Source organism: Streptomyces sp. NPDC054765, from assembly GCF_053612065.1.
This window is the reverse complement of record NZ_JBSHBP010000046.1, coordinates 47,478-69,536: the sequence shown is the minus strand read 5'-3', so window position 1 is coordinate 69,536 and position 22,059 is coordinate 47,478. Positions and strand designations below refer to the sequence as shown.

19 protein-coding genes and 1 tRNA gene are annotated in these 22,059 nt (G+C 71.6%); 16 read left to right on the top strand and 4 right to left on the bottom strand.

Annotated elements, in window-relative coordinates; all coding sequences use genetic code 11:
• Together ACWGJY_RS26145 and ACWGJY_RS26140 are read right to left on the bottom strand one after the other, a co-directional pair.
• Positions 1-2,405: Tex family protein (locus ACWGJY_RS26145; RefSeq protein ID WP_453263276.1), on the bottom strand; the 2,405-nt coding region annotated here is incomplete at its 3' end.
• A gap of 208 nt (positions 2,406-2,613) precedes the next feature.
• Positions 2,614-3,483, bottom strand: coding sequence for an SCO6745 family protein (locus ACWGJY_RS26140; protein WP_453263275.1), 870 nt, complete (start codon positions 3,481-3,483; stop codon positions 2,614-2,616).
• Positions 3,484-3,627: 144 nt separating this feature from the next.
• Between ACWGJY_RS26140 and ACWGJY_RS26135 the strand changes: the two genes are divergently transcribed.
• Complete coding sequence (locus ACWGJY_RS26135; protein ID WP_453263274.1) at positions 3,628-4,599, top strand: GlxA family transcriptional regulator; 972 nt, start codon at positions 3,628-3,630, stop codon at positions 4,597-4,599.
• A 62-nt stretch (positions 4,600-4,661) separates the two neighbouring features.
• The gene (locus ACWGJY_RS26130; protein ID WP_453263273.1) at positions 4,662-5,306 is read left to right on the top strand and encodes a DJ-1/PfpI family protein; all 645 of its coding nucleotides are present in this window, start codon (positions 4,662-4,664) and stop codon (positions 5,304-5,306) included.
• Positions 5,307-5,339: 33 nt separating this feature from the next.
• On the opposite strand, the gene ACWGJY_RS26125 is transcribed toward ACWGJY_RS26130, so the two are convergent.
• Positions 5,340-6,110, bottom strand: a complete 771-nt coding sequence (locus ACWGJY_RS26125) for an enoyl-CoA hydratase/isomerase family protein (RefSeq protein ID WP_453263272.1) — start codon at positions 6,108-6,110, stop codon at positions 5,340-5,342.
• Positions 6,111-6,165: 55 nt separating this feature from the next.
• Here ACWGJY_RS26125 and ACWGJY_RS26120 point away from each other — a divergent pair, with 55 nt between their 5' ends.
• The 3 genes from ACWGJY_RS26120 to ACWGJY_RS26110 all read left to right on the top strand — a co-directional run bounded on the left by ACWGJY_RS26120 (position 6,166) and on the right by ACWGJY_RS26110 (position 8,779).
• Positions 6,166-7,824, top strand: a complete 1,659-nt coding sequence (locus tag ACWGJY_RS26120; protein ID WP_453263271.1) for an ABC-F family ATP-binding cassette domain-containing protein — start codon at positions 6,166-6,168, stop codon at positions 7,822-7,824.
• Between the two features lie 117 nt (positions 7,825-7,941).
• Positions 7,942-8,015, top strand: a tRNA-Met gene (locus tag ACWGJY_RS26115).
• 272 nt (positions 8,016-8,287) lie between these two features.
• Positions 8,288-8,779 (top strand): ATP-binding protein, encoded by a 492-nt coding sequence (locus ACWGJY_RS26110; RefSeq protein ID WP_453263270.1) that lies wholly within the window; start codon positions 8,288-8,290, stop codon positions 8,777-8,779.
• On the opposite strand, the gene idi is transcribed toward ACWGJY_RS26110, so the two are convergent.
• Positions 8,754-9,365, bottom strand: coding sequence for an isopentenyl-diphosphate Delta-isomerase (gene idi, locus ACWGJY_RS26105; protein WP_453263269.1), 612 nt, complete (start codon positions 9,363-9,365; stop codon positions 8,754-8,756). The two genes, ACWGJY_RS26110 and idi, sit on opposite strands and share 26 nt — an antisense overlap.
• 569 nt (positions 9,366-9,934) lie before the next feature.
• On the opposite strand from idi, the gene ACWGJY_RS26100 reads away from it, so the two are divergent.
• From ACWGJY_RS26100 to ACWGJY_RS26050, 11 genes are all read left to right on the top strand, one after another.
• Positions 9,935-11,740: a DUF5941 domain-containing protein gene (locus ACWGJY_RS26100; RefSeq protein WP_453263281.1), complete on the top strand. Its 1,806-nt coding sequence runs from the start codon at positions 9,935-9,937 to the stop codon at positions 11,738-11,740.
• A complete protein-coding gene (locus tag ACWGJY_RS26095; RefSeq protein ID WP_453263268.1) occupies positions 11,737-12,474 on the top strand; it encodes a phosphocholine cytidylyltransferase family protein in 738 nt (245 codons plus the stop codon). The genes ACWGJY_RS26100 and ACWGJY_RS26095 overlap by 4 nt, the downstream gene beginning before the upstream one ends.
• Positions 12,462-13,523: an iron-containing alcohol dehydrogenase family protein gene (locus tag ACWGJY_RS26090; RefSeq protein ID WP_453263267.1), complete on the top strand. Its 1,062-nt coding sequence runs from the start codon at positions 12,462-12,464 to the stop codon at positions 13,521-13,523. Before ACWGJY_RS26095 ends, ACWGJY_RS26090 begins: the two co-directional genes overlap by 13 nt.
• Positions 13,501-14,280: a CDP-alcohol phosphatidyltransferase family protein gene (locus ACWGJY_RS26085; protein ID WP_453263266.1), complete on the top strand. Its 780-nt coding sequence runs from the start codon at positions 13,501-13,503 to the stop codon at positions 14,278-14,280. Before ACWGJY_RS26090 ends, ACWGJY_RS26085 begins: the two co-directional genes overlap by 23 nt.
• A gap of 23 nt (positions 14,281-14,303) precedes the next feature.
• Positions 14,304-15,176, top strand: a complete 873-nt coding sequence (locus tag ACWGJY_RS26080; protein WP_453263280.1) for a glycosyltransferase family 2 protein — start codon at positions 14,304-14,306, stop codon at positions 15,174-15,176.
• A gap of 79 nt (positions 15,177-15,255) precedes the next feature.
• On the top strand, positions 15,256-16,185 hold the full coding sequence (locus ACWGJY_RS26075) for an ABC transporter permease (RefSeq protein WP_453263265.1): 930 nt from the start codon (positions 15,256-15,258) through the stop codon (positions 16,183-16,185).
• Positions 16,172-16,981: an ABC transporter ATP-binding protein gene (locus ACWGJY_RS26070; RefSeq protein WP_453263264.1), complete on the top strand. Its 810-nt coding sequence runs from the start codon at positions 16,172-16,174 to the stop codon at positions 16,979-16,981. The genes ACWGJY_RS26075 and ACWGJY_RS26070 overlap by 14 nt, the downstream gene beginning before the upstream one ends.
• 450 nt (positions 16,982-17,431) lie before the next feature.
• Positions 17,432-18,334 carry a squalene synthase HpnC gene (gene hpnC / locus ACWGJY_RS26065; RefSeq protein ID WP_453263279.1) on the top strand — a complete coding sequence of 301 codons (903 nt, stop codon included), beginning with the start codon at positions 17,432-17,434 and terminating at the stop codon, positions 18,332-18,334.
• Positions 18,331-19,284, top strand: a complete 954-nt coding sequence (gene hpnD / locus ACWGJY_RS26060) for a presqualene diphosphate synthase HpnD (RefSeq protein WP_453263263.1) — start codon at positions 18,331-18,333, stop codon at positions 19,282-19,284. The genes hpnC and hpnD overlap by 4 nt, the downstream gene beginning before the upstream one ends.
• Positions 19,285-19,384: 100 nt before the next feature.
• The gene (hpnE, locus tag ACWGJY_RS26055; protein WP_453263262.1) at positions 19,385-20,842 is read left to right on the top strand and encodes a hydroxysqualene dehydroxylase HpnE; all 1,458 of its coding nucleotides are present in this window, start codon (positions 19,385-19,387) and stop codon (positions 20,840-20,842) included.
• A gap of 53 nt (positions 20,843-20,895) precedes the next feature.
• The gene (locus tag ACWGJY_RS26050) at positions 20,896-21,960 is read left to right on the top strand and encodes a polyprenyl synthetase family protein (protein WP_453263261.1); all 1,065 of its coding nucleotides are present in this window, start codon (positions 20,896-20,898) and stop codon (positions 21,958-21,960) included.
• Positions 21,961-22,059: the final 99 nt, after the last annotated feature.

Below are 22,059 nucleotides of genomic sequence, written 5' to 3'. Positions count from 1 at the left end.
GCGCTGTTCGCCGGAGCCGGAGCACCCTGGCCCTGCCGGGACCCGCCGCCACCGGAGCCGCAGCGCCGGTCCCGGCCGCCGCCCTGGCCGACCTGCCGGCCCTGACCGCCGCCGGGCCCCTGACCGCCCTGCCCCTGCCGCTGCTTCGGCGGACGGGCGCCCCGCTCGCCGCGGCCCTCACCGCGCCCCTGCCCGCCGCCGGCACCCTGCTCGTCCTCCAGCCGCAGCGTCAGCGAGATCCGCTTGCGCGGAATGTCGACATCGAGCACCTTGACCCGCACGATGTCGCCCGGCTTCACCACATCCCGCGGGTCCTTGACGAAGGTCTTCGACATCGCCGAGACATGCACCAGACCGTCCTGGTGGACGCCCACGTCCACGAACGCCCCGAAGGCGGCGACATTGGTCACCACGCCCTCCAGGAGCATCCCCGGCTGCAGATCGCCGATCTTCTCCACGCCGTCCTTGAAGGTCGCGGTCTTGAAGACCGGACGGGGGTCGCGGCCCGGCTTCTCCAGCTCCTGCAGGATGTCGCCGACCGTCGGCAGACCGAACGAGTCGTCGACGAAGTCCGCGGCCTTCAGCGATCGCAGCACGGCCGCGTTGCCGATCAGCGAACCGACCTCGGTGTCCGCCGACTTCACCATCCGGCGCACCACCGGGTACGCCTCCGGGTGCACGCTGGAGGCGTCCAGCGGGTCATCGCCGCCCCGGATCCGCAGGAAGCCCGCGCACTGCTCGTACGCCTTCGGGCCGAGCCGGGCCACGTCCTTGAGGGTCCTGCGGGAGCGGAACGGACCGTTCCCGTCCCGGTGCGCCACGATGTTCTCCGCGAGGCCGGAGCTGATGCCCGACACCCGCGAAAGCAGCGGCGCGGACGCGGTGTTGACGTCCACACCGACGCCGTTCACACAGTCCTCGACCACCGCGTCCAGCGAGCGTGACAGCTTCACCTCGGACAGATCGTGCTGGTACTGCCCGACACCGATCGACTTCGGGTCGATCTTGACCAGCTCGGCCAGCGGGTCCTGCAGCCGGCGGGCGATGGACACCGCGCCACGCAGCGACACATCCAGTTCGGGCAGCTCCTGCGAGGCGAAAGCGGAGGCGGAGTACACCGACGCGCCCGCCTCGGACACCATCACCTTCGTCAGCTTCAGCTCCGGCTGGGCGGCGATCAGATCGGCCGCCAGCTTGTCGGTCTCGCGGGAGGCGGTGCCGTTGCCGATCGCGATCAGCTCGACGCCGTGCGCACGGGCCAGCTTCGCCAGGGTGGCCAGCGAGGCGTCCCACTTCTGCTGCGGTACATGGGGGTAGATGGTCTCGGTGGCGGCCACCTTGCCGGTCGCATCCACCACGGCGACCTTCACGCCCGTACGGAAACCGGGGTCCAGCCCCATCGTGGCACGCGTACCGGCGGGTGCCGCCAGCAGCAGATCGCGCAGATTCGACGCGAAGACCCGCACCGCCTCGTCCTCGGCGGCCTGCCGCAGCCGCAGCCGCAGATCGATCCCGAGGTGCACCTGCACCCGGGTGCGCCAGGCCCAGCGGACGGTGTCCTGCAGCCACTTGTCGCCGGGCCGGCCCCGGTCGGTGATGCCGAAGCGGTGCGCGATGGACCGCTCGTACGCGCTGGGGCCCTCGGCCGACGGCTCCTCCGGTTCCAGGGCGAGATCGAGGACCTCCTCCTTCTCGCCGCGGAACATCGCCAGCACCCGGTGCGAGGGCAGTTCGGTGAACGGCTCGGTGAAGTCGAAGTAGTCGGCGAACTTCGCGCCGGCCTCCTCCTTGCCCTCGCGCACCTTCGCCGCCACCCGCCCGCGCGACCACATGCGCTCGCGGAGCTCGCCGATCAGATCGGCGTCCTCGCTGAACCGCTCGGTCAGGATGGCCCGCGCGCCTTCCAGAGCGGCGGCCGGATCGGCGACGCCCTTGCCGGCGTCCACGAACGCCGCCGCGGCCGCGGCCGGCTCCACCGACGGATCGCCCAGCAGCCCGTCGGCGAGCGGCTCCAGGCCGGCCTCCCGCGCGATCTGGGCCTTGGTGCGCCGCTTGGGCTTGAACGGGAGGTAGATGTCCTCCAGCCGCGCCTTGGACTCGGCGCCGCGGATCTGCGCCTCCAGGGCGGCGTCCAGCTTGCCCTGGGACCGTACGGACTCCAGGATCGCACCCCGCCGCTCCTCCAGCTCCCGCAGATAGCGCAGCCGTTCCTCGAGCGCGCGCAGCTGCGCATCGTCGAGCGTCTCGGTGGCTTCCTTGCGGTAGCGCGCGATGAACGGGACGGTCGAGCCACCGTCGAGCAGTTCGACCGCGGCCTTCACCTGCCGCTCCTTGACGCCGAGCTCCCCGGCGATCCTCGCTTCGATGGTCCCGAGGGCCCCGATGGACTCAGTGGATGCCGTCACGTTGATCCTGCCCCGCCTTCCAGCGCTTGCTTGAGCCTGCATTGTGCCGGTTGGCGGGCCGGACTGTCGCACCGCCCAGCCGTCACGGGGTGTCCGCGAAGTCCCCTTCGTCCGCCCGGGGGCCGAAAGGGGCGTCCCGGCCCCCGGCTCCGGGGCGAGGCAAGCCGCCTCCCCATCCCGGCAGACCAGGGGCCTCCCTGCGGGCGCTCTACTTGCCGAACATCGCCGCGGGGAACGCCCCGGCGTTCATGACGGCGGTGGTGAAGCCGGTCGCCAACTCGGTGAGCCGGGCCACGCCCTCGGCGCCCAGGTGCTCGTACGGGGTCCGGTCCAGCCGGTCCGTCCTGTGCTCCAGGTCCTTGCGCAGCTGCACACCGGCCTCGGTCAACTCGCCCTCGGCGTCCAGGAGGCCGCGGGTCCGCAGCCGCTCCTGCGCCGCCGCCCAGTCCTCCTCCGACCAGCCGCGGGTCGCCATGACGCCCTGGTAACTCATCCCACGGCCGCTGGCGGTGTGGGTGACCAGCGCCTCCACCCCGTCCAGTTCGGCGTCGAGCAGCGCCAGCAGGTGGCCGTCGCCGCGGTGTTCGCGCAGCAGCGTCGCGGCGTGCCAGTAGGCCAGGTGCGGGGCGTCGGGCACCGGCAGGTCGGCGTGCGCGGCGTACAGCGGCCGGGCCTGGCGGGTGCAGCCCTCGGTGGCACGCAGCGCCAGCTGCGCCGCCTCCGCCATCTCCGGCGACTCGACGGCCTCCGTTCCGAGCAGCCGGCGCAGCGTGGCGTCCGCCGCACGCAGCCGGGCGTCCAGCACGGTCTGCGGCGTGGTGACCGTCCAGACCTGCGGGATGTGCTGGGCGATGAGCTCGTGCTTGAAGTTGTAGAAGGTGGCCGTGATGGTGCCGGGGCCGACCGCACCCATGGCCGCGCCCCGGCAGGCGAAGTAGCCGGCGCTGCGGTTCCCGATGCCGGCCTCGGCCATCTCCGCGGGGAGCTCCGGCGCGAAGTAGTGCGCGGAGTGGAAGGGGTTGATGACGTGGTGGCAGGTACGGCCGGCCTGGTCGGGCAGTGCGCTGGAAGAGGTCATACCGGCAGGGTACCGACCCGTCGGTATGGGGGTGATTCCAGGGGCCCGGCGGCGGCCGGGCCTCCGGTCGCCGTCGACGCGATGGCAGGAAAGGTGGGAAATTTGTCGTTGCCGCCTTCGCCGCCGCTGTCCAGGATGGAGGGCATGGAACAGCGCGAGGTACTCGTCGTTCTCTTCGACGGGGTGCAAGCTCTCGACGTCACCGGGCCGGCCGACGTCTTCAGCGCGGCCGCCCAGGCGGTCCCGGGCGCCTACCGGATCCGCACCGCCGGTCTGGACGGCACCCCGGTCCGCACCACCAGCGGGCTGACCCTCGTCCCCGACCTCACCCTCGCCGCCGCCGGGGCGCCGCACACGCTGCTGGTGCCCGGCGGCCAGGGCACCCGTATCACCGACCCCCGGCTGATCGACTGGCTGCGCGACAACGCCCACCGCGCCCGCCGGAAGGTCTCGGTGTGCAGCGGAGCGCTGCTGCTGGCCGAGGCCGGACTGCTGGACGGCCGGCGCGCGACGACCCACTGGATGCTCTGCGACACCCTCGCCGCACGCTTCCCCGCGGTGCATGTCGAACCCGAGCCGGTCTACGTCCGCGACGGCGACCTGGCCACCTCCGCCGGCGTGACGGCCGGCATCGACCTCGCGCTGGCCCTGGTGGAAGAGGATCTCGGCCGGGACCTTGCGCTGGCCGTCGCCCGGCACCTGGTGGTCTTCCTGCGGCGGCCGGGCAATCAGACCCAGTTCAGCGCCCAGCTCGCCGCGCAGACCGCACAGCGCAGGCCGCTGCGCGATGTGCAGCAGTGGATCACCGAGAACCCGGCGGCGGACCTGTCCGTCGACGCCCTCGCGGAGCGCGCGAGCCTCTCTCCGCGGCACTTCGCCCGTGCGTTCCGCGAGGAGGTGGGCATGACACCGGGGCGCTATGTCGACCGGGTACGGCTGGAGGCCGCCCGCCGGCACCTGGAGGACACCGTCGACGGCATCGGGCAGGTGTCGCGCCGCTGCGGCTACGGCACCCCCGAGGCGATGCGCCGCGCCTTCCTCCGCGTCCTGGGCACCTCCCCGGCCGAATACCGCCGTCGCTTCCGGCCCGCCGCCCCACCCGTACCCACCGTCTGAACCCCACCGGCCCCGGCGGCTCGCCGGGGCCGGCCCCACCCCTGACGACAGGAACCGCCGCCATGCAGCTCGCGATCCTTCTCTACGACCGTTTCACCTCGCTGGACGCCATCGGCCCCTACGAAACCCTCGGCCGGCTGCCGGGGGCGGAGGTGGTATTCGTCGGGGAGCGCACCGGCCCGTACCGCAATGACCTCGGTTCGCTCGGGCTGGTCGCCGACGCTGTGCTGGGCGAGGTCACCGCACCGGACATCCTCGTCGTGCCCGGCGGCCCGGGGCAGTCGGCGCAGATGGCGGACGGCCCGCTGCACGAGTGGATCCGCGCCGTGGACGCCACCACCACCTGGACCACCTCGGTGTGCACCGGCTCGCTGATCCTGGCCGCCGCCGGCCTGCTCAAGGGACGCCGGGCGACCTCGCACTGGCTCGCGCTGGACCAGCTCCCGGCGCTGGGGGCCGAGCCGACCGGGGAGCGGGTGGTCACCGACGGCAAGTACGTCACGGCGGCCGGTGTCTCGTCCGGCATCGACATGGGGCTGACACTGGCCGGCCGGATCGCCGGGGACGCCGCTGCCCAGGCGATCCAGCTCGGCATCGAGTACGACCCGCAGCCGCCCTACGACGCGGGCTCCCCGGACAAGGCACCGGCCAAGATCACCGCGATGCTGCGGGAGGGCGGCCGGTTCCTGCCGGCGGGGGAGGAGTGAGCGGCACGGAGTTTGCGCGGGGCGGCCGGGGCGTCAGTCCGTCGGCCAGGTGAAGCGCGGCGGCCTGCGCTCCAGGAAGGCGGCGGCACCCTCCGCGGTGTCGCCGCTCGTGCGGGCCTGCGCGGCCCAGTGGGCGCCGCGCTCCTCGGCCTCGGCCGGCGGTACGTCCCACGTCCCGTTGGCCAGTTCCTTCGCCGCGGTCTGCGTCAGCAGCGACCGGCTCGCCAGTACGGCCGAGAACTCCGTCACCCGCTGGCCGAGCTCGCCCTCGGCCAGCACCTCGTCCACCAGGCCCGTACGCAGCGCCCGCGCACAGTCGATCAACTCCCCGGAGAACAACAGGTACTTGGCGGCGGACAGCCCCACCAGCCGGACCAGCCGCCGGGTCGCGGACGCCGGATAGACGACCGCCAGCTTGGCCGGCGTCACCCCGAACAGCGCGCCCTGCTCCGCGAACCGCAGATCGCAGGCGGCCGCCAACTGGGCGCCACCGCCCACGCAGTAGCCGCGTATCGCCGCCAGCGTCGGCCCGGGGAACGCCGCCAGCGCCTCCTCGGCCGCGACCGCGAGCCCCGGTGACTCACCCGCCGCATCCCGCAGCGATCCGATGTCCGCGCCCGCGCAGAAGGTCCCGCCCTCGCCGGTCAGCACCAGCGACCGGACGGCACGGTCGGCCGCCAGCCGCTCCAGCAGCGGTGGCAGATCCCGCCACATTTGCACGGTCATGGCGTTCCGCTTGCCGGTATTGCTGATGGTGACGGTCGCTGTGCCGTCGCTGACATGCGTTTTCAGACCGGGTTCCATGCCCCGGATATTAGAGCGACCGGGCCGGACCGGGCCGGATACGATCGGCGGCCTGATGTCAGCAACTCTCGTCGCCAAAGACCTCGCCGCCGGCCACGGCGAGCGCGTCCTGTTCTCCGGTCTCGATCTGGTCGTCGCCCCCGGCGATGTGGTCGGCCTCGTCGGTGCCAACGGCGCGGGCAAGTCCACGCTGCTGCGCCTGCTGGCCGGCCTGGACACCCCGGAGGACGGCAAGCTCTCGCTCAGCCCGCCCACCGCCACCGTCGGCCATCTCCCGCAGGAGCCCGACCGCCGCCCGGGGGAGACCGTACGCGCCTTCTTCGCCCGCCGTACGGGCGTGGCCGACGCCCAGCTCGCCCTGGACACCGCCACCGAGGCACTGGTCGAGGAGCGGCCCGGCGCGGACGACGCCTACGCCACGGCGCTGGAGCGCTGGCTCGCGCTGGGCGCGGCCGACCTGGACGAGCGCGCCGAGGAGACCGCCGGGCAGCTCGGCCTGTCCATCGGCCTCGACCAGCCGATGACGACGCTCTCCGGCGGCCAGGCCGCCCGTGCCTCACTCGCCTCGCTGCTGCTCTCCCGTTACGACGTCTTCCTGCTGGACGAACCGACCAACGACCTCGACCTGGACGGTCTGCACCGCCTGGAGTCCTTCGTCACCGGGCTGCGCGCCGGCACCGTCCTGGTCAGCCACGACCGCGAGTTCCTGACCCGCACGGTCACCCGCGTCGTCGAACTCGACCTCGCCCAGCAGCAGGTCAACACCTACGGCGGCGGCTACAGCTCCTACCTGGAGGAGCGCGAGCGGGCCCGGCGCCATGCGCGCGAGCAGTACGAGGAGTACGCCGACACCAAGACCGCCCTGGAGACCCGCGCCCACACCCAGCGCAACTGGATGGAGAAGGGCGTCAAGAACGCCCGCCGCAAGGCTCCCGACAACGACAAGATCGGCCGCAAGGCCCGTGTGGAGGCCACCGAGAAGCAGGCCGCCAAGGCCAAGCAGACCCAGCGCCTGATCGAGCGGCTCGACGTCGTCGAGGAACCGCGCAAGGAGTGGGAGCTGCGGATGGAGATCGCCGCCGCGCCCCGGGCCGGCGCGGTCGTGGCGACCCTGCGTGGCGCCGGGGTCCGGCGCGGCGACTTCCGCTTCGGCCCGGTGGACCTCCAGATCGACTGGGCCGACCGGGTCGCGATCACAGGCCCCAACGGCTCCGGCAAGTCGACCCTGCTCGCCGCCCTGCTCGGCCGGCTCCCGCTGGACACCGGGCACGCCGCCCTGGGCCCCGGTGTGGTCGTCGGCGAGGTCGACCAGGCGCGCGGCCGGCTCTTCGGCGCGCACGGGCTGGGTGACGAGCCGCTGATGGACGCCTTCCGGGCCTGTGTCCCGGATCTGCCGCCCGCCGATGTGCGTACCCTGCTGGCCAAGTTCGGGCTGAAGGCGGCGCATGTGCTGCGCCCGGCGCGCACGCTGTCGCCGGGAGAGCGGACCCGTGCCGCGCTGGCCCTCCTCCAGGGCCGTGGGGTCAACCTCCTCGTCCTGGACGAACCGACCAACCACCTCGATCTGCCGGCCATCGAACAGCTGGAATCCGCGCTCGCCTCGTACCCGGGCACCCTGCTGCTGGTGACGCACGACCGCCGGATGCTCGAAGCGGTGCACACCACACGCCGTATCGAGGTCGACGCCGGGCGGATCACCGACCGGTCGGTGTGAGACGCCGACGCGCCGGGCCGGAAGCGGGCACGCGCCGCGTCCGGCCGGCCCGTCGGCACCCGTGATGATTATCGATTTGGTCCTGGCGCGGCCGGCCCGTAGGGTGGTGTTCACCGACGCGGGGTGGAGCAGCTCGGTAGCTCGCTGGGCTCATAACCCAGAGGTCGCAGGTTCAAATCCTGTCCCCGCTACTGAAACAGCGCAGCAGGCCCGGTGCTCAGGCACCGGGCCTGCTGCGCTGTGCGCTCCCCGGCGCACCGCCGCGAGGGCGCGGCCGCACGGCGGCCACCCGGGGACCGCACAGCAGTCACCCGGGAAGTCCGCGAACACCCCACAAAACGAACAGGTCCGGTCGCCGGGTCGGTCGAACGGCTCTGAAGCGGCCATAAGGCGTCGATAGGCGCTGACTTCTGTTCAGCCGGCCGGTCCGGACCAACGCATTCTCAACACTCTTCCTGTGAGGATGCCTTCCGGACCCCCCGCAGAACCCCCCGAAGAGCTGACCTCCCCGCTCGCGTACGAAGGTGTCTGGCGGTTCACCGCCCCGGCACTGGAGGCCTCGGTGCCGCAGGCACGGCACGCGGTCCGGGATCTGCTCGACGAACAGCGCGTGCCCGTGGCCGCCGAGATCATGGACGGCCTGTTGCTCATCGTCTCCGAACTCGTCACCAACGCCGTCCGGCACGCGGCCCTGCTCTCGCCCCAGATCGCCGTCCAGGTCACCATCGGGGCGAACTGGCTGCGGCTCGCGGTCGAGGACAACCACCCCTACCGCCCCAAGGCACTGGAGGCGGAGCAGAGTGACGTCGGCGGCCGCGGCCTGTGGCTCGTCAAAACGCTCACCGCGGAGGTGGGCGGCAAGTGCGACGTCGAGATCACGAGGAGCGGCGGCAAGGCCATCTGGGCCGAGCTGCCGCTCACCCCGCTCGCTACCAGCCCGCCGACCCTCCGGTGAGCTCGCGCACCGCCGGCCGCGCCGCGTCCAGCACTGTCATGAACCATGCGGAGAACGGCGCCTCGGCATGCCGTTCGGCCAGCTCCTGTGCCGTCACGAACGCGATCTCGCCGATTTCGTCGGGATCGGGCACCGGCTCGGCCCGTACCAGCCCGACGAACAGGTGGTTGTACTCCTGCTCCACGAGGCCGGAGGCCGGGTCGGGATGGTTGTAACGCACGGTGCCCGCCTCGGCCAGCAGGGCGGGCGCCAGGCCCAGCTCCTCCGAGGTCCGGCGGGCCGCGGCCACGAACGGCGCCTCGCCGGGATACGGGTGGCCGCAGCAGGTGTTGGACCACACACCGGGGGAGTGGTACTTCCCCAGCGCCCGGCGCTGCAGCAGCAGCCGTCCCTTCTCGTCGAAGAGGAAGACGGAGAACGCCCGGTGCAGCTGCCCGGGGGGCTGGTGGGCCGCGAGCTTCTCCGCGGTGCCGATCGTCGTACCGTCCTCGTCGACCAGCTCCAGCATGATCGGTTCGGCGGCGCCGCCCGGTGTGCTCACCGCCGGGTCCCCGGCGGTCTGTCCGTTGGCAGGTGTGATCGGCATGCCCATCCTTGTCGTCGGTTTTCGACGCCAAGTCTGCCCTAGCCGGGTCCGCATCACCGGCAGAGCGGGTGCGCGGCGCCACGAGCACGCGCACCGGGCAGGAAGTGCGCCCGGCCGTGAGAGGGTCCACATCCCCTGCCGTATCCCCTGCCGCGCCCGGCGCCCGGACGCCAAGGGCCCCGGGCGAACCGGTGCCGGAACCGGCCGGCGGCGAGCGCCGCCGGACCCGGGATGGCACGCACCACACCGGGCCCGGCACAACCCGCCCGCCCCGTGACCAGCCCTCTCATAACCGGCACCGGATGGGGCACCGGGCCGCAGCCCAGTTGTTCATGCGCCACCCGATCCACCATGATGATCGCGGCAGGCGCAGCCATCGGTCACTCGATCGTGCGGTGAATGCGCGGTGAACGGCCGCATCCGGCGATCCGATAACCTCTGCCGACGTGCCACCCGGCCCTCCGGGCGTCAGGTGTGCCACGCCCGCTGCCCGGGTAGTTCGTGTCGAATGCGGATCGACTGCGAACCCGACCCGTGCTGCCTTGTCAGCATCCAAGGAGTGAGTTCGTCTGTCGACCGCCATCCTCACCGGTCCGCCGGTCGCCGGGTCGCCGCTCGAAGCCGACCTGCACACGCTGGGCTTTGACGTCCGTACGGCGAACGATCCCGCAGCCGCTGCCGAGCTGCTCGCCGCGGTGCCCGCCCAGGAGCGGGTCGCCGTCGTCGACCCCCGCTTCGTGGGCCATCTGCACGCCCTGCGGCTCGCGCTGACCGACCCCCGCTTCCCGGCCGCGGCCGTACCGGGCGCGCTCACCGCGCAGCCCGAGGCGCGTGCCGCGCTGGCCCGCGCGGTCGCCAGGGTCCCGGTCGGCGCCGGCACCGCCCACCTCACGGATGTCCTCACCGACACCCTCACCGAGTCCCTCGACCGCGAGGAGACCGGCCTGCACCACGTCGAGCTGGGCAGTCTGGTCGCCACCGTCGCGCTCACCCCGGCGCAGCGCGAGGACGCACGGGAGGCCGTCGCCGCCGTCGACGACGAGGCCGTACGGCTGCGCACCGCCGTGAAGTCCCGCGACGGGTTCTTCACGACGTACTGCATCAGCCCGTACTCCCGGTACCTCGCCCGCTGGTGCGCGCGCCGCGGGCTCACCCCCAACCAGGTCACCACCGCGTCCCTGCTCACCGCGCTGATCGCGGCCAGCTGCGCGGCCACGGGAACCCGCGGCGGGTTCGTCGCCGCCGGCCTCCTGCTGCTCTTCTCCTTCGTCCTGGACTGCACCGACGGGCAGCTCGCCCGCTACTCCCTGCAGTACTCGACGATGGGCGCCTGGCTCGACGCCACCTTCGACCGGGCCAAGGAGTACGCGTACTACGCGGGACTCGCCCTGGGCGCGGCCCGCGGCGGCGATGACGTCTGGGCCCTGGCCCTCGGTGCGATGGTGCTGCAGACCTGCCGCCATGTCGTCGACTTCTCCTTCAACGAGGCGAATCACGACGCGACTGCCAACACCAGCCCTACCGCCGCCCTCTCCGACAAGCTCGACAGCGTCGGCTGGACGGTCTGGGTGCGCCGCATGATCGTGCTCCCCATCGGTGAGCGCTGGGCCATGATGGCCGTGCTCACCGCGCTGACCACCCCGCGCATCGTCTTCTACGCCCTGCTCATCGGCTGCGCGCTGGCCGCCTGCTACACCACGGCCGGCCGCGTGCTGCGTTCGCTGACCCGGCGGGCCCGCCGCACCGACCGCGCCGCCCAGGCACTGGCCGACCTCGCCGACTCCGGGCCACTCGCCGAGCTGATCGCGGGCCGTGCCCGCGGCCGCGGCCGCCCCGGTTCCTTCCTGGCGCCCGTCATGGCGTTTCTCTCAGCCGCCGTGCTGCTGGTCTGGGTGATTTTCCAGGACGACCCCACGTCCTGGTTCACCGTCGGCGTCGCCGTCTGCTCCGCGCTGCTGGCCGGGGCGGCCGTGGCCCGGCCGCTCAAGGGCGCCCTCGACTGGCTGGTGCCGCCCCTCTTCCGGGCCGGCGAATACACCACGATCCTGGTGCTGGCGGCCCGCTCGGACGTCCCCGGAGCGCTGCCCGCGGCGTTCGGGCTGGTCGCGGCGGTCGCCTACCATCACTACGACACGGTCTACCGCATCCGCGGTGGCACCGGAGCCCCTCCGCGGTGGCTGGTCCGGGCAGCCGGCGGACATGAGGGACGGATCCTCGTGGTCACCTTTCTCGCCGCCCTGCTGTCCCCCACAGGTTTCACAATCGCGCTGACGGCCCTTGCTGCGGTCCTGGCGCTGCTGGTGCTCGCCGAGAGCATCCGCTTCTGGGTGTCCTCCCAAGCACCCGCCGTACACGATGAAGGAGAACCCGCATGATCGGCCTCGTGCTGGCTGCCGGCGCCGGACGGCGTCTGCGCCCCTACACCGACACCCTGCCCAAGGCTCTGGTGCCGGTCGACGGGGACACGACGATCCTCGACCTGACCCTCGGCAACTTCGCCGAGATCGGCCTGACCGAGGTCGCGATCATCGTCGGTTACCGCAAGGAAGCCGTCTACGAGCGCAAGGAGGCCCTGGAGCAGAAGTACGGCCTCAAGCTCACCCTCATCGACAACGACAAGGCCGAGGAGTGGAACAACGCCTACTCCCTGTGGTGCGGCCGTGACTCGATCAAGCACACCGTGATCCTCGCCAACGGCGACACCGTGCACCCGGTCTCCGTCGAGAAGACCCTGCTCGCCGCCCGCGGCAACGGCCAGAAGATCATCCTCGCGCTGGACACCGTCAAGCAGCTCGCCGACGAGGAGATGAAGGTCGTCGTGGACCCCGCCAAGGGCGTCCAGAAGATCACCAAGCTGATGGACCCGGCCGAGGCGACGGGTGAGTACATCGGCGTGACGCTCATCGAGGGCGAGGCCGCCGAGGAGCTGGCCGACGCCCTGAAGACCACCTTCGAGCGGGACCCCGACCTCTACTACGAGGACGGCTACCAGGAGCTGGTCAACCGTGGCTTCACGGTGGACGTGGCCCCGATCGGCGACGTCAAGTGGGTCGAGATCGACAATCACGACGACCTCGCGAAGGGCCGTGACATCGCATGCCAGTACTGACCCGCCTCATTCCGTCCCCGGTCGTCGTTGACATCAACGCCGGCGCTCTGGACGACCTGGCGGGCCTGCTGGCCGATCAGCGCATCTCCGCGTCCGGCAAGCTCGCCATCGCGATCAGCGGCGGCTCGGGCGCACGGCTGCGCGATCGGCTGTCGCCCGCGCTGCCCGGCGCCGAGTGGTACGAGGTCGGCGGCGGCACCCTCGATGAGGCGATCAAGCTCGCCGACGCCATGAAGAAGGGGCACTACGACGCGGTCGTGGGTCTCGGCGGCGGCAAGATCATCGACTGCGCCAAGTTCGCCGCCGCGCGGATCGGCCTGCCGCTGGTCGCCGTGGCGACGAACCTGTCGCACGACGGCCTGTGCTCGCCGGTCGCCACCCTCGACAACGACGCGGGCCGCGGCTCCTACGGGGTGCCGAACCCGATCGCCGTGGTGATCGACCTCGACATCATCCGCGAGGCCCCGGTCCGGTTCGTCCGCTCCGGTATCGGCGACGCGATCTCCAACATCTCCGCGGTCGCGGACTGGGAGCTCTCGCACCGCGAGACCGGCGAGGCGATCGACGGGCTGGCCGCCGCCATGGCACGCCAGGCCGGCGAGGCCGTGCTGCGGCACCCCGGCGGGGTCGGCGACGACGCCTTCCTCCAGGTGCTGGCCGAGGGCCTGGTCCTGACCGGCATCTCGATGTCGGTGGCCGGTGACAGCCGTCCGGCCTCCGGCGCCTGCCACGAGATCAATCACGCGCTCGACATCCTCTACCCCAAGCGCGCCGCGAGCCATGGCGAGCAGTGCGGCCTCGCCGCCGCGTTCGCCACGCATCTGCGCGGGGACAAGGAGACCCGTGACCTGATGGTCGAGGTGCTGCGCAGGCACGGCCTGCCGGTCACGCCGGACGAGATCGGCTTCACCGACGAGGAATTCGTCACGGCCGTCGAGTACGCACCCAAGACCCGCCCGGGGCGCTACACCATCCTGGAGCACCTCGACCTGTCCACCGACCAGATCAGGGACGCATACGCCGACTATGCACAAGCCGTCAGTAGCTGAACTCCGCCCGGTCGTGCACCCCGAGGGTGTCAAGGACCGGCGCAGCGGTGAGCACTGGGCCGGTCGCCTCTACATGCGGGAAATCTCGCTGCGCTGCGACAGGTACCTGGTGAACACCAGGATCACGCCCAACCAGCTCACCTATCTGATGACCGTGGCCGGCGTCCTGGCCGCCCCGGCCCTGCTGGTGCCGGGAATCCCGGGTGCCGTGCTCGGTGTGGTGATGGTCCAGCTCTATCTGCTGCTCGACTGCGTGGACGGCGAGATCGCCCGGTGGCGCAAGCAGTTCTCGCTCGGTGGTGTGTACCTGGACCGCGTCGGCGCCTATCTGTGCGACGCCGCGGTCCTGGTGGGCTTCGGGCTTCGCGCCGCCGACCTGTGGGGCTCGGGGCGGATCGACTGGCTGTGGGCCTTCCTCGGTACGCTCGCCGCGCTCGGCGCCATCCTGATCAAGGCCGAGACCGACCTCGTCGGTGTCGCCCGTCACCAGGTCGGGCTGCCGCCGGTCAAGGAGGCGGCATCCGAGCCGCGTTCGTCCGGTCTGGCGCTGGCCCGCAAGGCCGCCGGGGCGCTGAAGTTCCACCGGCTCGTCCTCGGGATCGAGGCGTCCCTGCTGATCCTGGTCCTGGCGGTCCTGGACACGGTCAGGGGCGACCTGTTCTTCTCGCGTCTCGGCGTCGCCGTGCTCGCCGGCATCGCGATCCTCCAGACGCTGCTCCACCTCGTGTCCATCCTCGCCTCCAGCAGGCTCAAGTGACGGGAGCCGATGTGGGTACGAGCATGCGGCTCGGTGCGGTCGTCCTGACCATGGGCAACCGCCCCGAGGAGCTGCGCGCGCTGTTGGACTCGGTCGCCAAGCAGGAGGGCGATCCGATCGAGATCGCGGTCGTCGGCAACGGCTCGCCGTTGCCGGAGCTCCCGGAGGGCGTGCGGACCGTCGAGCTGCCGGAGAACGTCGGCATCCCGGCCGGCCGCAATGTCGGCATCGAGGCGTTCGGACCTGGCGGCAGCGAGGTCGATGTACTGCTCTTCCTCGACGACGACGGGCTGCTGGCCAGGGAGGACACCGCTGAACTCTGCCGGGAGGCGTTCGCCGCCGACCCCGCGCTCGGCATCATCAGCTTCCGGATCGCCGACCCGGACACGGGGGAGACCCAGCGCCGCCATGTACCGCGGCTGCGGGCCTCGGACCCGATGCGCTCGTCGCGGGTCACCACCTTCCTCGGCGGTGCGAACGCGGTCCGTACCCCTGTCTTCGAGGAGGTCGGCGGGCTGCCCGACGACTTCTTCTACGCCCACGAGGAAACCGATCTGGCCTGGCGTGCGCTGGACGCGGGCTGGCAGATCGACTACCGGTCGGACATGGTGCTCTTCCACCCGACGACGGCACCGGCCCGGCACGCGGTCTACCACCGGATGGTGGCCCGTAACCGTGTGTGGCTGGCCCGCCGCAACCTTCCCGCCCCGCTGGTTCCGGTCTATCTCGGTGTCTGGTTTCTGCTCACGCTCGCCCGCCGGCCGTCGCGGCCGGCGCTGCGGGCCTGGCTGGGCGGCTTCAAGGAGGGCTGGGCAACCCCGTGCGGTCCCAGGCGCCCCATGAAGTGGGCTACCGTTTGGCGACTGACCCGACTGGGCCGCCCTCCCGTCATCTGACAAGCTCGATATCCAAGAGCATCAGGCGCGAACCGGGGCAGGGCCCCGGCAGCGCACCTTGAGGACGAAAGTGTCAACTGTGAGCGAGACCACGCACGACAGTGCGGTCGCCATGAGTGCCCCGCCATCTTCCGATGAAGGGCTCACTCCTGCCCAGCGGGCCGAGAAGTACGGGCTTTCGCAGAGCGGGCGCCGCCCCGGCCTCCCGGAGTACATCCGGCAGCTGTGGGACCGGCGGCATTTCATCTCCGCGTTTGCCAGCGCCAAGCTGACGGCGCAGTACAGCCAGGCCAAGCTGGGTCAGGTCTGGCAGGTGGCGACACCGCTGCTGAACGCGCTCGTCTACTACTTCATCTTCGGCCTGCTGATCGGCACCCGCAAGGGCGTCCCCGACTTCGTCCCGTTCCTGGTCACCGGTGTCTTCATCTTCACCTTCACCCAGAGTTCGGTGATGGCCGGTACGCGGGCGATCTCCGGCAGCCTGGGTCTGGTGCGGGCGCTGCACTTCCCGCGGGCCTGCCTGCCGATCTCCTTCTGCCTGATGCAGTTGCAGCAGCTGCTGTTCTCCATGGGCGTGCTGGTGGTCATCCTGCTCGGCTTCGGCCAGGTGCCGACCTGGTCGTGGCTGCTGGTCTTCCCGGCCCTGGCGCTGCAGTTCCTCTTCAACACCGGTCTGGCGATGGTCATGGCGCGGCTCGGGTCGAAGACCCCGGACCTGGCGCAGCTGATGCCGTTCATCATGCGGACGTGGATGTATGCGTCCGGCGTGATGTTCAGCATCGACCTGATCCTCAAGGGCAAGCACGCCCCCGCCTTCGTGGGGGTGCTGCTCAACGGCAATCCGGCTGCCGTTTACATCGACCTGATGCGCTTCGCCCTGATCGACAGCTTCAAGGCGAACCAGCTGCCGCACCATGTGTGGGCGTTCGCCGTCGGCTGGGCGCTGCTCGCCGGCGTGGCCGGCTTTGTGTACTTCTGGAAGGCTGAGGAGCGATATGGACGTGGCTGAGGACAAGAGCGGCATCCAGCCGACCGAGGCCGCCCTGGCCCGCATCCCGACCGTGATCGCGGACGATCTGCACATCGTCTACCGCGTCTACGGCACCGGCGCCGGCAAGGGCAGCGCCACCGCCGCCCTCAACCGCATCGTCCGCCGCAAGCCCTCCACGGGCGTGCGCGAGGTGCACGCGGTCAAGGGCGTCTCCTTCACCGCCTACCGCGGCGAGTCGATCGGCCTGATCGGCTCCAACGGCTCCGGCAAGTCGACGCTGCTCAAGGCGGTCGCCGGCCTGCTGCCCGCCGAGCGCGGCAAGGTCTACACCCATGGCCAGCCCTCGCTGCTGGGCGTGAACGCGGCGCTGATGAACGACCTGACCGGCGAGAAGAACGTCGTCCTGGGCGGCCTGGCCATGGGCATGTCCCGGGAGCAGGTGCGTGAGCGCTACGACGGCATCGTCGACTTCTCCGGCATCAACGAGAAGGGCGACTTCATCTCGCTGCCGATGCGTACCTATTCGTCCGGCATGGCGGCCCGGCTGCGGTTCTCCATCGCCGCGGCCAAGGACCACGACGTGCTGATGATCGACGAGGCGCTGGCCACCGGCGACCGCAGCTTCCAGAAGCGCTCCGAGGCCCGCATCCGCGAACTGCGCAAGGAAGCCGGCACGGTCTTCCTGGTCAGCCACAACAACAAGTCGATCCGGGACACCTGCGACCGGGTCCTGTGGCTGGAGCGCGGCGAGCTGATGATGGACGGCGCCACGGACGAAGTGATCAAGGCGTACGAAAAGGAAACGGGCAAATAGCCCGTTCCGCACCCGAAGGCCTCCGTGAGTCCGCCTCGCGGAGGCCTTCGGGTGTCACGAAATGGCCAACTCCGTTGGCAGCGGGAACAGTTCGGGCGTAATGGATGTTGACCGGGTGGTTGCCCTCGGCTTCGGTACCCCCTCGATCGCGGGTGAGATGTACGGCGTAAGCTGTACGGGTACCGAACAACACAAGTGGTATATGTCGGGCAATGCTCACCCGAGCGGGCGATGTGGGCTCGATCGGGGCGCGTCGCCTGCTGCGGCGTGTCCGAAATAGGATGTTTTGGCTTGGCGGTGTAGAACGGGAGACGTGACGGCAATGGCTACTGGTTCGCTCCGGCACCGAAATGCGCCGGGCAGCCCCCGGTGAGCCGAGACAACGAGCAGGCGCGTCGCGCCTTCCCCCGGAAGGGGGCGGCGGGCGACGAGCGGGAGCAGACGCGCACCGTGCTCGATCAGGCCGCACACGAGAACTTCCCGGTGGCGCCGTTCTTCCTGCCCCGCGCCTGGCGGGCCGATCTGATGGCCGTTTATGGCTTCGCCCGGCTCGTCGACGACATCGGTGACGGCGATCTCGCACCCGGCGGCGGCGATGCCGTACTCCTCGGACTCGACCGCGCGCACGCCGGGGGCACCTCGCGGGCCGGTGCGGCCGAGAGCGGGGGAGCCCGGCTTGTGCTGCTGGACGCGCTCGAAGCCGACCTGCACCGCGTCTTCAGCGACCGCGCCCCCGGCCCCGGGCATCCGCTGCTGCGCCGGCTCGGCCCGACCGTCCGCCGCTGTGCGCTGACCCCCGAGCCGTTCCTCGCTCTCATCGAGGCCAACCGGCAGGACCAGCGGGTGAGCCGCTACGGCACCTATGACGACCTGGCCGCCTACTGCGAGCTGTCCGCCAACCCCGTCGGCCGGCTCGTCCTCGCCCTCACCGGCACCGCGAGCCCCGCGCGCATCCGCCTCTCCGACGCGGTCTGCACCGCCCTCCAGATCGTCGAACACGTCCAGGACGTGGCCGAGGACCTCGGGCGGGACCGCATTTATCTCCCCGCCGAGGACATGAAACGCTTCGGTGTCAACGAGGCCGATCTGGCCGCGCCGAGCGGGGGCGCATCGGTGCGCGCACTGATCGCCTACGAAGCCGAACGCGCCCGTGAGCTGCTGAGTGAAGGCACCCCGCTGGTGGGTAGCGTCCACGGCAGACTCAAGCTGCTGCTGGCCGGTTTCGTGGCCGGCGGACGCGCTGCACTCCAGGCGGTCGCGGCCGCCGATCACGACGTACTCCCTGGACCGCCCAAGCCGACCAAGCTCAGCCTGCTGCGCGAGGTGGGGGCGACATTGCGAAGGAAGGGGTGAGTCGGACCGTGGAGGCAACTGCACACGCGTCCGCGCCGGTGCTCGCTGCGTACCGCTACTGCGAGGCCATCACCGGGCAGCAGGCACGCAACTTCGCCTACGGCATCCGGCTGCTGCCGACCGACAAGCGGCAGGCCATGTCGGCGCTCTACGCCTTCTCCCGCCGGGTCGACGACATCGGCGACGGCACCCTGGAGCCCACCGCCAAGCAAAGGCGCCTGGAGGACACCCGGGCGCTGCTGGCGCGCATCAAGGACGGCCGGATCGCCGAGGACGACACCGACCCGGTCGCCGTCGCGCTGTCCGACGCCGCGCGCCGCTTCCCACTGCCGCTGGAGGGGCTCGACGAGCTGATCGACGGCGTGCTGATGGATGTGCACGGCGAGACCTACGAGACCTGGGACGAGCTGCGGGGCTACTGCCGCTGTGTCGCCGGCGCCATCGGCCGGCTCTCGCTGGGCGTGTTCGGCACGGTCCCGGGCGCGCGGGACGCCGAGCGCGCCTCCGAGTACGCCGACACCCTCGGCCTCGCCCTGCAACTGACCAACATTCTCAGGGATGTTCGCGAGGACGCCGGCAACGGCCGCACGTACCTCCCGGCCGAGGACCTCGCCAAGTTCGGCTGTGCGGACGGCTTCGAGCGTTCCGTGCCGCCACCCGGCTCCGATTTCTCCGGTCTGGTCCACTTCGAGGTGAAACGCGCCCGTGCGCTGTTCGCCGAGGGCTTCCGGCTGCTGCCGATGCTCGACCGGCGCAGCGGCGCCTGCGTGGCCGCGATGGCCGGCATCTACCACCGTCTGCTGTCCCGGATCGCCGCCGACCCCGAGGCGGTGCTGCGCGGACGGGTCTCGCTGCCCGGCCGGGAGAAGGCGTTCGTCGCGGTGCGCGGGCTGTCCGGGCTCGACGCGCGGGCGATCGGCCGCCGGGAGTCCGTCCGGAGGCGCGGATGACGCACCGGACGGCGAACGGCGGCGGTGATCCCGCGTCAGCCCGGCGGGCAACCCTCCCCCGGGCGGCTGCGTCCCTGACAGCAGTACGGGGGGAGAGCACATGACATCGGGAGCCATGCGGCCCGGCCGGCGGTACGACCTGCCGCCCGGCCGTCCCGAAGGGGCGGCCGCGGTGGTCGTCGGGGGCGGTCTCGCGGGTACCACCGCGGCGCTCGCACTGGCCGACGCGGGGCTGCGGGTCACCCTCGTCGAGGGCCGGCCCCGCCTCGGCGGGCTGGTCTTCTCCTTCCGCCGCGATTCCGGCGCCGGTGAGCTGACCGTCGACAACGGCCAGCATGTCTATCTGCGCTGCTGTACCGCCTACAGCGGGCTGCTGGAGCGGATCGGCGCCGCACAGCTGGTGCCCCTCCAGGACCGCATGGACGTACCCGTCCTGGACGCCGACCGGATGCGGCTCGGCCGGCTGCGCCGTACCGCGCTTCCCGTACCGCTGCACCTCGCCCGGAGCCTGGCCGGGTACCCGCACCTCTCGCCCGCCGAGCGGGCCCGGGTCGTCCGCGCCACCCTCGCGCTCAAGGGCCTCGACCCGGCCGACCCCGCGCTGGACGCCGTGGACTTCGGCAGCTGGCTGCGCCGGTACGGCCAGTCCGCCCGCGCCGTCGAGGCGCTGTGGGACCTGGTCGGCATCGCCACCCTCAACGCCCGCGCCGATGACGTCTCGATGGGCCTGGCCGCCAAGGTCTTCAAGACCGGGCTGCTGTCCGCCCCCGGCGCCGCCGACATCGGCTGGTCCCGCGTCCCGCTCGGCGACGTCCACGACACCCTCGCCCGCACGGCCCTGGAGAAGGCCGGCGTACGCATCGCCCTGCGCACCCGCGCCGGGGCGGTCACCCGCGGCGACGACGGCTGGCAGGTCACGGTGGAGAACGGCCCGCACGGCAGCGAGCAACTGACCGCGGACACCGTCGTCCTGGCCGTACCGCAGCGCGAGGCCCACACCCTGCTGCCCGACGGGACGCTGGACGGCAAGGACGGGCTGCTGGACATCGGCACGGCCCCGATCCTCAACCTCCATGTCGTCTACGACCGCAAGGTGCTGCGCCGCCCCTTCTTCGCCGCGGTCGGCTCCCCGGTCCAGTGGGTCTTCGACCGTACCGAGGCCTCGGGGCTGACGCATCTCGCCGGCCGTGAGCGCTGCCAGTATCTGGCGGTCTCGCAGTCCGCCGCGCAAGACGAGATCGACCAGCCGGTCGCCAAGCTCCGTGCCCGCTACCTGCCCGAGCTGGAGCGGCTGCTGCCCGCCGCCCGGGGCGCCAGGATCTACGACTTCTTCGTCACCCGCGAGCGCACCGCGACCTTTGCGCCCGCCCCGGGCGTCGGCAGGCTCCGCCCCGCCGCCCGCACCCAAGCCTCCGGCCTGTTCCTGGCCGGTGCGTGGACCGCCACCGGGTGGCCCGCGACCATGGAAAGCGCTGTTCGCAGCGGCACTGCCGCCGCTCGCGAGGCACTCACCGAACTCGGCTTCCCCCAGGGCCAGTTGCCTCAGGAGGCGGCATGACTACGAGTACGAGCGCTCGCACGAGCACGAGCATCGGAAACAGAGGAGAAACCGTGAATCCGGCTTCCCCAGCTATCGACACCGAGAGCGTCACCGCGCTGCTGGAGCGCGGGCGGACACTCGCCACTCCCGTGCTGCGTGCCGCCGTGGACCGGCTCGCTCCTCCCATGGACACCGTCGCCGCCTACCACTTCGGCTGGATCGACGCCGAGGGTCGCCCCACCGCGGGCGACAGCGGCAAGGCGGTCCGGCCTGCGCTCGCCCTGCTGTCGGCCGAGGCCGCCGGCGCCGCCCCGGAGGTGGGCATCCCCGGCGCCGTCGCCGTCGAGCTGGTGCACAACTTCTCGTTGCTGCACGACGACCTCATGGACGGCGACGAGCAGCGCAGGCACCGGGACACCGTCTGGAAGGTGCACGGCCCCGCGCAGGCCATCTTGGTCGGCGATGCGCTGTTCGCCCTGGCCAACGAAATACTGCTGGAGCTCGGCACGGTCGACGCCGGCCGCGCCACCCGCCGGCTCACCCAGGCCTCCCGCAAACTGATCGACGGCCAGGCCCAGGACATCTCCTACGAGCACCGCGAGCGGGTCACCGTCGAGGAGTGCCTGGAGATGGAGGGCAACAAGACCGGCGCGCTGCTGGCCTGCGCCGTCTCCATCGGCGCCGTCCTCGGCGGCGCCGACGACCGCACCGCCGACACCCTGGAGAAGTACGGCTACCACCTCGGCCTCGCCTTCCAGGCCGTCGACGACCTGCTCGGGATCTGGGGCGACCCGGACGCCACCGGCAAGCGGCCCTGGAGCGACCTGCGCCAGCGCAAGAAGTCGCTGCCGGTCGTCGCCGCGCTGGCCGCCGGCGGCCCGGCCTCGGAGCGTCTCGCCGGGATCCTGGCGGTCGACGCGAAGAAGAGCGAGACCGAGATTGCCGACTTCACCGAGGAGGAGTTCGCCTCCCGTGCGGCCCTCATCGAGGAGGCCGGCGGCCGCGAGTGGACCTCCCAGGAGGCCCGCCGCCAGCACGCCACCGCCATCGCTGCCCTGGACGGGATCGACATTCCCGAAAAGGTCCGCGCACAGCTCGTCGCACTCGCGGACTTCGTCGTTGTACGAAAGAGATGATCACCATCGACACCGAATAGATCGCAGTCGCCGGCCGGCGCCATCCGGGTGCCGGCCGACGGAATCCCTGAGCACGCTTTTCACAGTTCACTGCAGAAG

Excerpts from the sequence above, each read along its gene's own strand:
- ACWGJY_RS26090 (WP_453263267.1), top strand. The coding sequence starts at position 12,462 with ATGCCAGTACTGACCCGCCTCATTCCGTCCCCGGTCGTCGTTGACATC.
- ACWGJY_RS26130 (WP_453263273.1), top strand. The coding sequence starts at position 4,662 with ATGCAGCTCGCGATCCTTCTCTACGACCGTTTCACCTCGCTGGACGCC.
- hpnE (WP_453263262.1), top strand. The coding sequence starts at position 19,385 with ATGACATCGGGAGCCATGCGGCCCGGCCGGCGGTACGACCTGCCGCCC.
- ACWGJY_RS26085 (WP_453263266.1), top strand. The coding sequence starts at position 13,501 with ATGCACAAGCCGTCAGTAGCTGAACTCCGCCCGGTCGTGCACCCCGAG.
- ACWGJY_RS26080 (WP_453263280.1), top strand. The coding sequence starts at position 14,304 with ATGCGGCTCGGTGCGGTCGTCCTGACCATGGGCAACCGCCCCGAGGAG.
- ACWGJY_RS26110 (WP_453263270.1), top strand. The coding sequence starts at position 8,288 with ATGCCTTCCGGACCCCCCGCAGAACCCCCCGAAGAGCTGACCTCCCCG.
- ACWGJY_RS26070 (WP_453263264.1), top strand. The coding sequence starts at position 16,172 with ATGGACGTGGCTGAGGACAAGAGCGGCATCCAGCCGACCGAGGCCGCC.
- idi (WP_453263269.1), bottom strand. The coding sequence starts at position 9,365 with ATGCCGATCACACCTGCCAACGGACAGACCGCCGGGGACCCGGCGGTG.
- ACWGJY_RS26140 (WP_453263275.1), bottom strand. The coding sequence starts at position 3,483 with ATGACCTCTTCCAGCGCACTGCCCGACCAGGCCGGCCGTACCTGCCAC.
- ACWGJY_RS26135 (WP_453263274.1), top strand. The coding sequence starts at position 3,628 with ATGGAACAGCGCGAGGTACTCGTCGTTCTCTTCGACGGGGTGCAAGCT.
- ACWGJY_RS26125 (WP_453263272.1), bottom strand. The coding sequence starts at position 6,110 with ATGGAACCCGGTCTGAAAACGCATGTCAGCGACGGCACAGCGACCGTC.
- ACWGJY_RS26120 (WP_453263271.1), top strand. The coding sequence starts at position 6,166 with ATGTCAGCAACTCTCGTCGCCAAAGACCTCGCCGCCGGCCACGGCGAG.
- ACWGJY_RS26095 (WP_453263268.1), top strand. The coding sequence starts at position 11,737 with ATGATCGGCCTCGTGCTGGCTGCCGGCGCCGGACGGCGTCTGCGCCCC.